At 63.4% G+C, this 12,853-nt stretch carries 11 protein-coding genes; 9 read left to right on the top strand and 2 right to left on the bottom strand.

Annotated elements, in window-relative coordinates:
* Positions 1–31 precede the first annotated feature (31 nt).
* The 8 genes from AC0L3D_RS22170 to AC0L3D_RS22135 all read left to right on the top strand — a co-directional run bounded on the left by AC0L3D_RS22170 (position 32) and on the right by AC0L3D_RS22135 (position 9,862).
* Positions 32–970: a sugar ABC transporter substrate-binding protein gene (locus tag AC0L3D_RS22170; RefSeq protein ID WP_023799461.1), complete on the top strand. Its 939-nt coding sequence runs from the start codon at positions 32–34 to the stop codon at positions 968–970.
* A 50-nt stretch (positions 971–1,020) separates the two neighbouring features.
* Positions 1,021–2,529, top strand: coding sequence for a sugar ABC transporter ATP-binding protein (locus AC0L3D_RS22165; RefSeq protein WP_473645807.1), 1,509 nt, complete (start codon positions 1,021–1,023; stop codon positions 2,527–2,529).
* Between the two features lie 128 nt (positions 2,530–2,657).
* On the top strand, positions 2,658–3,428 hold the full coding sequence (locus AC0L3D_RS22160; RefSeq protein WP_473645843.1) for an SDR family oxidoreductase: 771 nt from the start codon (positions 2,658–2,660) through the stop codon (positions 3,426–3,428).
* Positions 3,429–3,440: 12 nt separating this feature from the next.
* Positions 3,441–4,226, top strand: coding sequence for an SDR family oxidoreductase (locus AC0L3D_RS22155; RefSeq protein WP_473626341.1), 786 nt, complete (start codon positions 3,441–3,443; stop codon positions 4,224–4,226).
* Positions 4,227–4,657: 431 nt separating this feature from the next.
* Entirely contained in the window at positions 4,658–5,632 is a 975-nt protein-coding gene (locus AC0L3D_RS22150) for an ABC transporter substrate-binding protein (protein WP_128167754.1), read from the top strand.
* A 75-nt stretch (positions 5,633–5,707) separates the two neighbouring features.
* Positions 5,708–6,793 carry a quaternary amine ABC transporter ATP-binding protein gene (locus AC0L3D_RS22145; RefSeq protein WP_473645805.1) on the top strand — a complete coding sequence of 362 codons (1,086 nt, stop codon included), beginning with the start codon at positions 5,708–5,710 and terminating at the stop codon, positions 6,791–6,793.
* Positions 6,790–8,772 (top strand): ABC transporter permease, encoded by a 1,983-nt coding sequence (locus AC0L3D_RS22140; RefSeq protein WP_473626337.1) that lies wholly within the window; start codon positions 6,790–6,792, stop codon positions 8,770–8,772. The genes AC0L3D_RS22145 and AC0L3D_RS22140 overlap by 4 nt, the downstream gene beginning before the upstream one ends.
* A gap of 64 nt (positions 8,773–8,836) precedes the next feature.
* Positions 8,837–9,862: a serine hydrolase domain-containing protein gene (locus tag AC0L3D_RS22135; RefSeq protein ID WP_473645803.1), complete on the top strand. Its 1,026-nt coding sequence runs from the start codon at positions 8,837–8,839 to the stop codon at positions 9,860–9,862.
* A 35-nt stretch (positions 9,863–9,897) separates the two neighbouring features.
* On the opposite strand, the gene AC0L3D_RS22130 is transcribed toward AC0L3D_RS22135, so the two are convergent.
* Positions 9,898–11,256 carry an NAD(P)-binding domain-containing protein gene (locus AC0L3D_RS22130; RefSeq protein WP_287236899.1) on the bottom strand — a complete coding sequence of 453 codons (1,359 nt, stop codon included), beginning with the start codon at positions 11,254–11,256 and terminating at the stop codon, positions 9,898–9,900.
* Between the two features lie 251 nt (positions 11,257–11,507).
* Between AC0L3D_RS22130 and AC0L3D_RS22125 the strand changes: the two genes are divergently transcribed.
* Positions 11,508–12,218 carry a helix-turn-helix domain-containing protein gene (locus AC0L3D_RS22125; RefSeq protein ID WP_128245547.1) on the top strand — a complete coding sequence of 237 codons (711 nt, stop codon included), beginning with the start codon at positions 11,508–11,510 and terminating at the stop codon, positions 12,216–12,218.
* Between the two features lie 279 nt (positions 12,219–12,497).
* On the opposite strand, the gene AC0L3D_RS22120 is transcribed toward AC0L3D_RS22125, so the two are convergent.
* The coding region (locus AC0L3D_RS22120; RefSeq protein ID WP_473645801.1) for a nuclear transport factor 2 family protein at positions 12,498–12,853 on the bottom strand (356 nt) is incomplete at its 5' end.

Here is a 12,853-nt window from a genome sequence, read left to right as displayed (position 1 = left end):
GAACAGATTTGAACATCAACGGAGGAAACACATGCTGACCAAACGTTCATTGCTGCTAGCTGCCGCGGCCGTCATTCCGCTGCTCGGACTGTCCGAGATGGCCTCGGCCAAGGAGGCCAAGAAGCTTGGTCTCGCAGTCGCCAACCTGCAGGCCGATTTCTTCAACCAGATCAAGCAGTCCGTCGAGGCATATGGCAAGGAAAAGGGCATCGAGATCGTCACCGTCGACGCCAAGGGCGATTCGGCGACCCAGGTCAGCCAGGTGCAGGACCTGATCACGCAGAACATCGATGCGCTGATCTACATCCCGGCCGGCGCCACCGCCGCCACCGTGCCGACCAAGACGGCCAAGGCGGCCGGCATCCCGGTCATCAATGTCGACCGCAACGCCGAGGGCGCACCCGGCGACACCTTCATCGCCACCAACAGCGTGGCATCGGCCAAGGCGGTTTGCGACTACATCGCCAAGCAGGCCGGCGGCAAGGGCGAGCTGATCATAATCCATGGCCAGAAAGGCACGACACCCGAGGTCGACCGGTCGAAGGGCTGCGGCGAAGCGCTGAGCGCCTATCCCGACATCAAGGTGGTCGGCGAGCTGTGGAGCGAAGGCTGGCACCAGGACGAGGGCTTCAAGCTGACGCAGGACCTGTTGCAGTCGCATCCCGACGTGTCGATCGTCATCGGCCAGGCCGACGCGCTGGCCCTCGGTGCGGCGCAGGCGGTCAAGGTCGCCAATCCCGGCCACAAGGTCTGGATCGCCGGTTTCGACGGCGACGTGGCAGCGCTCAAGGCACTGAAAGGCGGCGTCTTCGACGTGACTGCGACGCAGCAGACGCAAGGCATGGGTCGGCTTGCCGTCGATGCGGCGATCAAGCTGGTGGCCGGCGAAACCGTTCCCGCAGAACAGCTGCAGGATGCGACGCTGACCACCAAGGACAATGTCGATCAGTTCATCGCCAAACATCCTTAATATCAGGCATCCCTGATCCCAAAAGAGTTCGGCAGTTGATGAGCGGAACGATGTCCCTGGATCCCAGCCATACGCAGACCCCGCATCTGGGGCTCTTCGTCAGCGGCCTCTGCAAGAGCTACGGACCGGTGCAGGTCCTGGCCGATGCGAGCTTCGAGGTGCGGCCGGGAGAGGTCGTGGCGCTGCTTGGAGAAAATGGCGCCGGCAAGTCCACCGTTTCGAACATCATCGCCGGGTCGACCAAACCCGATGCCGGCAGCATCACATGGCGGGGGAAGCCGTATTCCCCCGCCTCTCCCGCCGCGGCCATCGACGCCGGCGTCGGCATGATCCACCAGGAACTGAAGCTGCTGCCGGACCTGTCGGTCGCCGAGAACGTCTATGTCGGACGCCTGCTGATGCGCGGCGGCCGCATCGACCGCGCGGCCATGAATGCGCGGGCATCGGCGCAGTTGAAGCGGCTCGGCCTCGATGTCTCGCCGGAACGCAAGGTGGGCACGCTGCGCATCGCCGCCCAGCAGCAGGTCGAGATCGCCAAGGCGCTGACGCTCAATGCCGAGCTTCTGATCTTCGACGAACCGACAGCGGCACTTGGCAGCGAGGAAACGGAGCTGTTGTTCAAGCAGATCCGCAAGCTCAAGGCGGAAGGCATGTCCTTCATCTATATCAGCCACCGGCTGGACGAGGTCGCTGAGATCGCCGACCGCGTCGTGGTGATGCGCGACGGGCGCATTGTCGCCCGCCACGAGCGCGCCGACGTTCCGGTACGCGCGATAGTCGAGCAGATGGTCGGCCGCAGCGTCGAGCGGATGTTCCCGCCGCTGTCGGAGCCGGGCAGCGAGGCATTGCTCGAGGTCGACAACCTGTCCTCGCCGGAACGCAGTTTTCAGAATGTCAGCTTCTCGGTAAAGGCCGGCGAAATCCTTGGCATCGCCGGGCTGATCGGCGCCGGCCGCACCGAACTGGTGCGGGCAATCGCCGGCGCCGATCCGATTTCATCGGGGTCGGTGCGCGTTGCCGGCAAACCGGTGCACCTCACTGGCCCGGCGGCGGCGATCAAGGCCGGCGTCGTGCTGGTGCCGGAAGACCGCAAGGCGCAAGGCGTGGTGCTCGACCAGACCATCGGCGAGAATCTGGCGATCGGCAATTTCGACCATGTCGCGCCGAATGGCTGGGTATTTCCCAAGGCGGTGCAGAAATTCGCCGAGGCCGGCATTGGCCGGCTCGGCGTCAAGGGCCGGCCTAACCAGGCGATCAGCAAGCTTTCCGGCGGCAATCAGCAGAAGGTGATTATCGCCAAATGGATCTCACGGCCGCCCAAGGTGTTCATCCTGGACGAGCCGACACGCGGCATCGACGTCGGCGCTCGCGCCGCGATCTACGATGTCATCGCCGAACTCGCCCGCTCCGGCATGGCGGTGGTGGTGGTGAGCTCCGACCTCGAGGAAGTGCTCGGCCTGTCGCATCGCGTGCTGGTGCTGAGCCGTGGCCGCCAGCGTGGCATTCTAGACCGCAGCGAAGCGAGCAACGTCGCCGTCATGGAGCTCGCCACAAGCTGAGGGCGGCATAAAGGATCGGAATAGAGCGCAGCAGGTGGTATCCTCCCAGGCACCGGACCGCGCGGGGCGCCAGCCAGGACTGGCGCCCCTTCCTTCCCAGGGCAGCACCGGCGGCTCAACAGGAAAACATTTCGATGAAACTATTCGATCTTCATGGCGACGTTGCTCTCGTCACCGGCGCCGGCAGCGGCATCGGGCAAGCAATCGCCATCGGCCTGGCCGAGGCCGGCGCCGATATCGCCTGTTTCGGCCATGCCTCGAAGGGCGGGCTAGACGAGACCGCGCACAGGATCTCGGCGCTCGGCCGCAAGGCACTGGTGCTGACCGGCACGGTGACGTCAGAGGCCGATTTGGCAGCGGCGATCGAACGCACGGAGAAGGAACTCGGCGCGCTGACCATCGCCGTCAACAATGCCGGCGTCGCCGCGGCCGAGCCGGCCGAGACGCTGTCGCTGGAGAAATGGCAGAAGCTCTACGACGTCAATGTCAGCGGCGTGTTCCTGTCCTGCCAGGCCGAAGCGCGCGTAATGCTGACGCGGCGCAGGGGCTCGATCATCAACATCGCCTCGATGTCGGGCTCGATCGTCAACCGCGGCCTGACCCAGGCGCACTATAATTCGTCGAAGGCCGCCGTCATCCACATGTCCAGGAGTCTCGCCATGGAATGGGCTGATCGCGGCCTGCGCGTCAACGTCGTCAGCCCCGGCTACACGCTGACGCCGATGAACAAGCGGCCGGAGGTCGCCGACCAGGTCAGGATCTTCGAGCGCGACACGCCGATGGGGCGGATGGCGGCGCCGGAAGAGATGGTCGGCCCGACCGTGTTCCTGGCCAGCCGCGCCTCGAGTTTCGTCACCGGCATCGACCTGATCGTCGATGGCGGCTTCGTCTGCTGGTAGGAGAACAGGAACGTGCAGAAGCGGTTCGAGGGAAAGACGGCGGTCATCACCGGCGCCAGCGGTGGCATTGGCGCGGCCATAGCCAGGCGCTTCGCGGCTGAGGGTGCTGCGGTCGTCGTCAGCGCCATCGACGCGCGCGTCGACGAGATCGCCGCCGGACTAGAGGCGGAGGGCGCCAAGGTCGCATCGCTGCGTATGGACGTGACCAGGAAGGACGAGGTCGCCGCCCTCTACGATCTGGCCGAACAGCAGTTCGGCCGCGTCGACATCTCCGTGCAGAATGCCGGCGTCATCACCATCGCCAGGATCGAGGCGATGACCGAGGCCGAATGGGACAAGGTGATGGCGGTCAACACCAAGGGCGTGTTCCTGTGCTGCCAGGAGGCGATCGCGCGCATCCGCAAGCATGGCGAAGGCGGCCGGCTGATCAACACCGCATCCGGCCAGGCGCGCCAGGGCTTCATCTACACACCGCACTATGCCGCCTCGAAATTCGGCGTCGTCGGCATCACCCAGAGCCTCGCCAAGGAAGTGGCCAAGGAGAAGATCACCGTCAACGCGATCTGCCCCGGCATCATCGACACCGACATGTGGGCCTACAACGACGCCGCATGGGGCAGACTGATGGGCGACTACAAGCCCGGCGAGTTGATGGCAGAATGGGTGAAGAACATCCCGATGGGCCGCGCCGGCAGCGGCGAGGATGTTTCGGGTCTGGTCAGCTTCCTGGCCAGCAGCGACGCCGCCTACATCACCGGCCAGACGATCAATGTCGATGGTGGCCTGATCATGTCGTGAGCAACGGGGCAGGTTCACGCGGCAATCTGCTGATATAATCGGCAGGCGGCGAAACTGCAGCCGAATTGCGCGATTCGCGCCGCGTTAGTCGTTGCGCGACATGAATGTTGGTATATATAATTTCATCTCATGAAAATGGCTTCGGCGACTGCCGAGAGCCGACAGCATGGGACCTTGATGGCTCGCAAGCTTGAGGGCGCCGCACGAGCGGCGATCGATCCGCGGATCACTGCTTCGGCAGCACGGCAGCCATGACGCGGTCGCACGACCTCTTCATCGAATTGGCATCATTCCCGTCTGCGCCTACTTCAGCGCCGACAGCAATTTGCTGCCAATGGACTTGCGCAACGACCAGCTTTTCCAACACAATCAAACGGACGCAAGAAGGGAACGAACGATAACTTCCACCAGAGCTTGACAGGAGCACAGGCATGTCACTTCGGAGTTTGATTTCGAGATTATCAATGGGAGCCTTGACACTTGCCGCGGCAAGTGCACTGACGCCTTCGGCCCAAGCGGCGGCGCCAGAATCGAACGACCCTATCAAGATCGCGCTGTTCGACTGGACCAGCGTCAATCTGAACGCAAAGATCCTCGGCGGCATTCTTGAAAAGCTGGGATACACGGTCGAGTACCCGACCGCCGATTATCTCTCCAGCCTGACCACCGGCCTTACCAATGGCGATCTCGCTGTCGCCATGGAATTCTGGGACACGACGGCCGGCGAAGCCATGAAGGCCTCGGATGCGACCGGGCAGACCGAACGCCTCGGCCCGCTCGGGCCCAAGGCCAAGGAAGAATGGTGGTATCCCGAATACATGAAGGAAAAATGCCCGGGTCTGCCGAACTGGGAGGCGCTGAAGGACCCGAAATGCGCCGAGGCCTTCTCGACCGCCGAAACGGCGCCGAACGGCCGCTATCTCGGCGGCCCGGTGACATGGGAAGGTTTTGACGACGAGCGTGCCGCGGCGCTGAAGCTGCCCTTTACGGTCATCCATGCCGGCACCGACGCGGCGATGTTCGCCGAGCTGGATTCGGCCTATCAGCGCAAGGCGCCGATCATGCTGTGGGTCTATTCGCCACATTGGGCGCCGGCCAAATACAAGGGCGAATGGGTCGAATTCCCCGACTATACGCCGGAGTGCTACACCGATCCGAAATGGGGCGTGAACCCCGAGGCAAAGTATGACTGCGGCAAGCCGCATGGCGAGATCTGGAAATATTCCTGGGCCGGCATGAAGGACAAATGGCCGGTCGCCTACAAGGTCGCGAAGAACTACACGATCGACACCGACGAGCTCAACAAGATGAGCGGCCAGATCGATCTCGAAGGCAAGACGCCGGAAGACGTCGCCGCCGCCTGGATCGCCGCCCACGAAGCCGACTGGAAAGCCTGGGCCGAGTGATCGTTCCAACTGGAAACTGCGAGACCCGGTCATTCGTGGCCGGGTCTCTATCCCATATTCCAGAAGGACGACTGCATGGCCGATACGACTGAACAGGAGCCGCAAGCGGCAGGCACGCCCAAGGATGCCCGCCCGATAAAACTTGCCTGCCGCAACGTCTGGAAGCTGTTCGGCGCGAACGCGGCCAATTTCATCCGCCAGCGCGAGGGCAAGGCCAGCATGGCGGAGGTCGCCGCGGCCGGGCTGGTCGGCGCGGTGCGCGCCGTCGACCTCGAAATCCGCCAGGGCGAGATCTTCATCATCATGGGACTTTCGGGCTCGGGCAAGTCGACGCTGGTGCGCTGCATGTCGCGGCTGGTCGAGCCGACGCATGGCAAGGTCGAGTTCGAGGGCAAGGATCTCCTCAAAATCTCCGATGCCGCGCTGATCGAGCTGCGGCGCCACCGCATGGGCATGGTGTTCCAGAATTTCGCCCTGCTGCCGCATCTGAATGTCCTGGAGAACATCGCCTTTCCACTGGGCATCCAAGGGCAGGACCGGCCGACGCGCGAAAAACGCGCGCGCGAAGTGATCGAGCTTGTCGGGCTGCGCGGCCGCGAGCATTTCTATCCGCGTGAGCTTTCCGGCGGCCAGCAGCAGCGTGTCGGCATCGCCCGCAGCCTCGCCACCAAGCCGGAAATCTGGTTTCTCGACGAGCCGTTTTCGGCGCTCGATCCGCTGATCCGCCGCGAGATGCAGGACGAATTGATGCGGCTGCAGACCATGCTGCACAAGACCATCGTCTTCATCACCCATGATTTCGACGAGGCCATCCGGCTGGCCGACCGCATCGCCATCATGAAAGACGGCGAGGTCATCCAGATCGGCACCCCGGAACAGCTGGTGGTCAACCCGGCGACCGACTATGTCGCGGAGTTCACCCGCGACGTCGACCGCGCCAAGGTGATCTCGGCGCGAAGCCTGATGCGCGCCTGCGGCGGCGCCGAGCATGGCGGCGTGGTCGCGCCGGATGCCAAGATATCGAGTTTTTCGGCCGATATCGTCTCGGCCGGCAAGCCGTTCGCCGTCGTCAACGGCACCGGCAAGCCGATCGGCGAAGTCACGCCGCAAGCGGTGATCGATCTTCTGGCCGGCATCGAGCGTTCCGGGGCCAACGCATGACGGTGACGGCAAGCGCCAGCGAGGCGAGATCGCGGCCGGTTCAGCGCTGGCTGGTGGTCTGGGCCGGCGCCCTTGCCGCCGTGCTTGCCGTGTTCCTGCTGCAAGACAGACTGCCCTGGGCGGTCAATTATCCGGCCAGCGCAATCATTCCGGTCGCCGACTGGGTCGGCGCGCTGATGAGCCTGATAAAGTCGAACTTCTCCTGGCTGACGCGCTCGATCACCGCGGCGCTCGGCGTGCCGCTCGATTTTGCGCTCGGTCTGCTCGCCAAGAATTTCAAGATCGGCCATGGCGCCGACATGCTCGTCTTGCCGCGCCTGTCCTGGGTCGGTGTCTGCATCGCCGCATTCCTGGCCGGACGTGCCGCCGGTGGCTGGAAGCTCGGCGCGCTGGTCGGCGGCTGTTTCCTCTACATCGCGCTGTTCGGCCAGTGGACCAGCGCCATGCTGACGCTGGGACTGATCTCCATCGCCGTGCCGTTCTGCATCGTCACCGGATTGTTCGTCGGCATCTGGGCCTGGCGCAAGCCATGGGCGGAGAGGCTGCTGATCTCCCCTGCCCTCGACCTGATGCAGACCATCCCGACCTTCGCCTATCTGATCCCGATGCTTCTTTTGTTCGGCAACAGTCCGGTTTCGGCGATGATCGCGACGGCCATTTTCGCGACGCCGCCGATGGTGCGCGCGACGATGCTGGGGCTGTCGCGGGTGCCGTCCGAGATCGACGATTTCAGCGAGATGGCCGGCTGCACGGCGCGCCAGAAACTGTGGCGCGTGCTGCTGCCTTCGGCGCGTCCGACATTGATGGTCGGTGTCAACCAGGTCATCATGCTGGCGCTCAACATGGTGATCATCGCTTCGATGATCGGCGCCGGCGGCCTCGGCTACGACGTGCTTCTGGCGCTCAGGGCGCTGAAGGTCGGCGAGGCGATGGAAGCCGGCCTTGCCATCGTGGCGCTGGCCATCGCCCTCGACCGGCTGAGCCAGGCGATCGCGCGCAATCATGCGAAGGGCCATGTCTATCAGGTGGTCAGCCCGAGCTTCTGGCGGCGCTACCCCAATCTGACGCTGGCCGTCGCCATCCTTGCCGCCACGACGCTGCTTGGCCTGTTCGTGCCGGCCTTCGCCGCGGTGCCGAAGGCGATCACCTTCACCACTGCACCGCTGTGGAAGACAGCGGTGAGCTGGATCACGATCAACTTCTTCGACACGATCGAAGCGTTCCGCGTGGCGCTGATCCTCAATGTGCTCAACCCGGTGCGCGCCTTCTGCGAGGGTTTTCCGTGGCTCGGCGCGGTGTTCCTGCTCGGCCTTGCCGGCTACCAGCTCGGCGGCCTGCGCCTCGCCGCCCTGGTCGCGGCGCTGACCGTCTTCTGCGCGGTGACCGGCCTCTGGGAAAAGACCATGGCGACGGTCTACCTGTGCGGCATCTCCGCCTTCATCGCCTGCCTGATCGGCATTCCGATCGGACTGATGGCATCGCGCAGCGACCGTGTCGAGAAGATCGTCACCCCGATCATCGACACGCTGCAGGTGCTGCCGTCGTTCTGTTTCATCATCCCGGTGGTGATGCTATTCAGAGTCGGCGACGTGACGGCGATGATCGCGACCGTCGCCTTCGCCGTGGTGCCGGCCATCCGCTACACCAATCACGGCCTTCGGCAGGTGCCTCCGGCGCTGATCGAGGCGGCAAAGGTGTCGGGCTGCACCAAGCGCCAGACGTTCCTGCGCGTGCAGCTGCCGCTGGCGCTGCCCGAGATCATGCTCGGCGTCAACCAGACGATCCTGATGGCGCTGGCGATGATCATCATCTGCGCCATGGTCGGCACCCGCGATCTCGGCCAGGAGGTGTTCATCGCGCTGTCCAAGGCCGATTCCGGCCGCGGCATCGTCGCCGGACTGGCCATCGCCTTCATCGGCATCGTCGCCGACCGGCTGTTCAACGCCTGGACGGCCAAGGCGCGGGCAAGGCTGGGATAGCCGGAAATAGAGGGGCCGCGCGTCCGACCTTCGTCTTGCCCAAAATGCATCCCAAGCTGGCTTCATGCTGAAGCGCCCCACCGTGATTCTCGCCTTTCTGCTCATCCTTTCCGTCGCCGCTCACGCTGCGGATGGCCTGGAGCAGCGGCTTGGAAAGCTCCTCGACGAGGCCGAGCGCCTGACGCCGCTGCGCACGGTTGCCATCGCGCATGAGGGCGCGGTCGTGGCGGAGCGCGGCTATCGCGGCCACTCTCCGGCACGTCCTGCCAACATAAAATCCGCCTCCAAGTCGATCATCTCGGCGCTCGTCGGCATCGCCATCGACAAGGGCGTGCTGCAAGGCACTGACCAGAAGATCGCTCCGCTTCTTCAGGCCAACCTGCCAGCCGACGCGGATCCGCGGCTCCAGCAGGTTACGATCGGTCATCTGCTTTCCATGCAGGCCGGGCTAGGTCGGACCTCAGGCCCAAACTACGGGCGCTGGGTGGCAAGCGACAACTGGGTGCGGGCAGCGCTCGCCATGCCTTTCGACGAGGAACCGGGCGGTACCATGCTCTATTCCACCGGCTCGACCCATCTCCTTTCGGCGATCCTGACGCGGCGGACCGGCCGCTCGACGCTGGAACTGGCGCGTGAATGGCTTGGGCCGCAGCAGGGCTTTTCCATCACCGCCTGGGACCGCGACCCACAGGGCATCTATCTCGGCGGCAACCAGATGGCCATGAGCCCGCGCTCGCTGCTGGCCTTTGGCGAGCTCTACCGCAGCGGCGGGATGAGCCGCGGCGGACGGCAACTCGTGCCGGCCGATTGGATCAAGCTCTCCTGGCAGCCACGCACCGCCTCGCGTTTCACCGGTGACGGTTACGGCTATGGTTGGTTCATCCGCCAGATCGCGGGCGAAGCGGTCTTCTACGGGTGGGGGTATGGCGGGCAGATGGTCTATGTTGTGCCCGGGCGCGCGTTGACCGTGGTCATGACTTCGGACGAAAACGGCCCCGCCGGCCGCAGCGGCCACCGCGACGATCTCCATGCCCTGCTCGGCCGGATCATTGAAGCGACGAAAGAGATGCGCGAGGCGCGCAGCAACTGACGCATGTCGCGCAAAGCTGTGTGGTGAAGAAGCCGCTACTCCGCCGCGACGCCTTTCACCTCGAGATAGGATTCCATTGAATCGTCCATCGCCTGCAGCCAGGGCGTATGGTGCAGCGGCGCCATCGTGCCGGTCATCAGCGAGCGGTAGGCGTGGTCGCGGAAACCCATGATGTCTTGCGCCTTGTGGTGCTCCCATTCCATGAAGGTCTGATTGACGGCCTCGACGTCGAAGCCCGGATAATCGGTCTGCTCCATCAACTCCCTGGTGTAGTCGCCCTGGAACCAGATCATCTGCTCGGCGTCTTCCAGCGTTTCCTCACGCGCCCGCCAGTTCCTGCCGTGTTCGGCCATCGCCTCGGCCGAAGGCAGTTTTATGCGGCCCATGATGACGTCGCGCGCGAACCAGGCCTGCGCGTCGAACATGTTGAACGTGTAGAACTGGTCCTGCATGCCGATATAGAACAGCTGCGGGTTCCTCTCCCAGACGACGCCCTCATAGAGCCCGTCCGGCCACATGCGGTTGGCGGTCTTGAGCTTCAGATCTTCGGTCAGGAATGGGAACGAGTGGAGATAGCCGGTGCACAGGATGATGGCGTCTACATCCCTGGTGCTGCCGTCCTTGAACTGCGCGGTTTTGCCGACGACCTTCTGCAGCAGCGGCACTTCCTTCCAGTTGTCAGGCCATTTGAAGCCCATCGGCTTCGAGCGGTAGCTGGAGGTGATCGATTTGGCGCCGTATTTGTAGCATTGCGAGCCGATGTCCTCGGCCGAATAGGAGCGGCCGATGATCAGGATGTCCTTATCCCTGAATTCCATGGCGTCGCGGAAATCATGGCTGTGCAGGATGCGGCCGTTGAAGGTCGAAAAACCTTCGAAGTAGGGAACGTTGGGCACGGAGAAGTGCCCCGAGGCGACGACGACGTTGTCGAACTCCTCCGAATAGGTGACGTCGTTGGTGCGGTCATGCGCGGTGACGGTGAACTTTTTCGTCGTGTCGGAGAAGGTCACCATGCGCACCGGACTGTTGAAGCGCACCCATTGGCGCACACCGGATTTTTCGACGCGGCCCTTGATGTAGTCCCACAGCACGGCGCGCGGCGGATAGGAGCCGATCGGCCGTCCGAAATGCTCCTCGAACGTATAGTCGGCGAATTCGAGGCATTCCTTCGGCCCGTTCGACCAGAGATAGCGGTACATCGAGCCATGCACCGGGTCGCCATGCTCGTCGAGGCCGGTGCGCCAGGTGTAATTCCACAGGCCGCCCCAGTCGGACTGCTTTTCGAAGCAGACGATTTCCGGAATGTCCGCACCCTTGTCGGCAGCCGACTTGAAGGCTCGAAGCTGGGCCATGCCGGAGGGTCCGGCTCCAATGACGGCAACACGACTTTTCATTGCGGGCCTCCCGGTCTCATTTCCCTAACGAAACAAATTTCACTGACAGGACAGTAATTGCCCCTTCGATGCTGTCAACAGGCCTTCTGCTGAAACCACGTTCACCAGATCGGATTCTGGGCAAAACCGCTGACGGCGGAAAAATCGGAGAGCACGCTGTTCGACAAAGTGCCTTCGCAGTTGCGCTCAGGTACCCGCACCGAATATGTTCACCCCGAGTGAAATAAATCCGCAGAACCCGGGGTGGCGACATGGCGAAAAAAGCTTTCAATTCCAGGAATGGGGCAGCCCCTTCCAAGGCCAAGCCATCGCCGAAGGGCGTGGCAACGATCCGGACGCCACTAAGCCAGGACCCGCACGCCGTTCGCGACACACGCGAAAAAGTCCTCGAGGTCGCGATCGGTCGCGAGGTGCGGGCGTTTCGCAAAAAACTCGGCATCACCGTCGCCGATCTTGCAGCTGCCACCGATATTTCGCTTGGTATGCTGTCGAAGATCGAAAACGGCATCACCTCGCCGTCGCTGACCACTTTGCAGGCGTTGTCGCGGGCGCTCGGCGTTCCGGTCACCGCTTTCTTCCGCCGTTTCGAGGAAGAACGCAGCGCTGTCTTCGTCAAGGCCGGCCAAGGCCTCGATGTCGAGCGGCGGGGTACGCGCGCCGGCCATCAGTACAACCTGCTCGGCCATATCGGGTCGAACACCAGCGGGGTCGTCGTCGAGCCCTATCTGATCACGCTGACCGAGGATTCCGACGTGTTTCCGACCTTCCAGCACGAGGGCATGGAGTTCCTCTACATGCTCGAAGGCGAGGTGGTTTACCGGCACGGCAGCAATCTCTATCCGATGAAACCCGGCGACAGCCTGTTCTTCGACGCCGACGCGCCGCACGGCCCGGAACAGCTGACGCAACTGCCGATGCGCTATCTCTCGATCATCTGCTATCCGCAGAGTAGCGCGGTTTGAGCGGGTTCGGACGCAAGCGAAGTCCCCTCATTGAGCGCCGTGGCCGCGAAGCGGCCGGATGGAATGCTACAGGTCCAGGCTAGAACCGCTCTATCTCTTTGTTTATGCGCAATTCCCTAGGGAAAGCGCTATGCGCTTTCCCGGGAAAGCCGTTTCACGCTTTTCCTGGAATTGCTCTAATGCATGTCGCGCAAAAGTGTGCAGCGGTTTTGCGATATCGACATGCATGAAACAACAACCTAAAGCGCGTCGCATGGGGCCGGTCAAATGCGATGCGCTTTAGGATGACGGCAGGCCGAAGGCCGCAAACAAGCTGGGGCCGAGCGGCGGCACATAGATCGTCAGGGCGGCGATACCGCCCTCGGCGGGCTCGATCACATGCAGCGAATGGGCTCGCCACGCAGGGTCATTCTGGCTGCGGGAATAGACCCCGACTGCCGGCTGGGCATTGGCTCCAATGGCTACGGTGCGGAAGCCCGAAAAATTGCCCCAGATGGTCTCGAGGAAACTGCGGATCGCCGCGCGTCCACGATACCATTCCTGCCAGGGCGGCATGCGATAGGTGGCGTCCTCCCGCAGGAGTTCGATCAGGCTGTCGAGATTGGCGGCCTCCCAGGCTCGCATGTAACGTTCGA

The sequence above is a fragment of the Mesorhizobium sp. WSM4837 genome (assembly GCF_055811435.1).
This window is presented reverse-complemented; position numbering and strand designations above follow the sequence as displayed.

Bases quoted from the DNA above. Each gene is read 5' to 3' on its own strand.
- AC0L3D_RS22140 (WP_473626337.1), top strand. From the start codon at position 6,790: ATGACGGTGACGGCAAGCGCCAGCGAGGCGAGATCGCGGCCGGTTCAG.
- AC0L3D_RS22150 (WP_128167754.1), top strand. From the start codon at position 4,658: ATGTCACTTCGGAGTTTGATTTCGAGATTATCAATGGGAGCCTTGACA.
- AC0L3D_RS22135 (WP_473645803.1), top strand. From the start codon at position 8,837: ATGCTGAAGCGCCCCACCGTGATTCTCGCCTTTCTGCTCATCCTTTCC.
- AC0L3D_RS22145 (WP_473645805.1), top strand. From the start codon at position 5,708: ATGGCCGATACGACTGAACAGGAGCCGCAAGCGGCAGGCACGCCCAAG.
- AC0L3D_RS22130 (WP_287236899.1), bottom strand. From the start codon at position 11,256: ATGAAAAGTCGTGTTGCCGTCATTGGAGCCGGACCCTCCGGCATGGCC.
- AC0L3D_RS22170 (WP_023799461.1), top strand. From the start codon at position 32: ATGCTGACCAAACGTTCATTGCTGCTAGCTGCCGCGGCCGTCATTCCG.
- AC0L3D_RS22125 (WP_128245547.1), top strand. From the start codon at position 11,508: ATGGCGAAAAAAGCTTTCAATTCCAGGAATGGGGCAGCCCCTTCCAAG.
- AC0L3D_RS22165 (WP_473645807.1), top strand. From the start codon at position 1,021: ATGTCCCTGGATCCCAGCCATACGCAGACCCCGCATCTGGGGCTCTTC.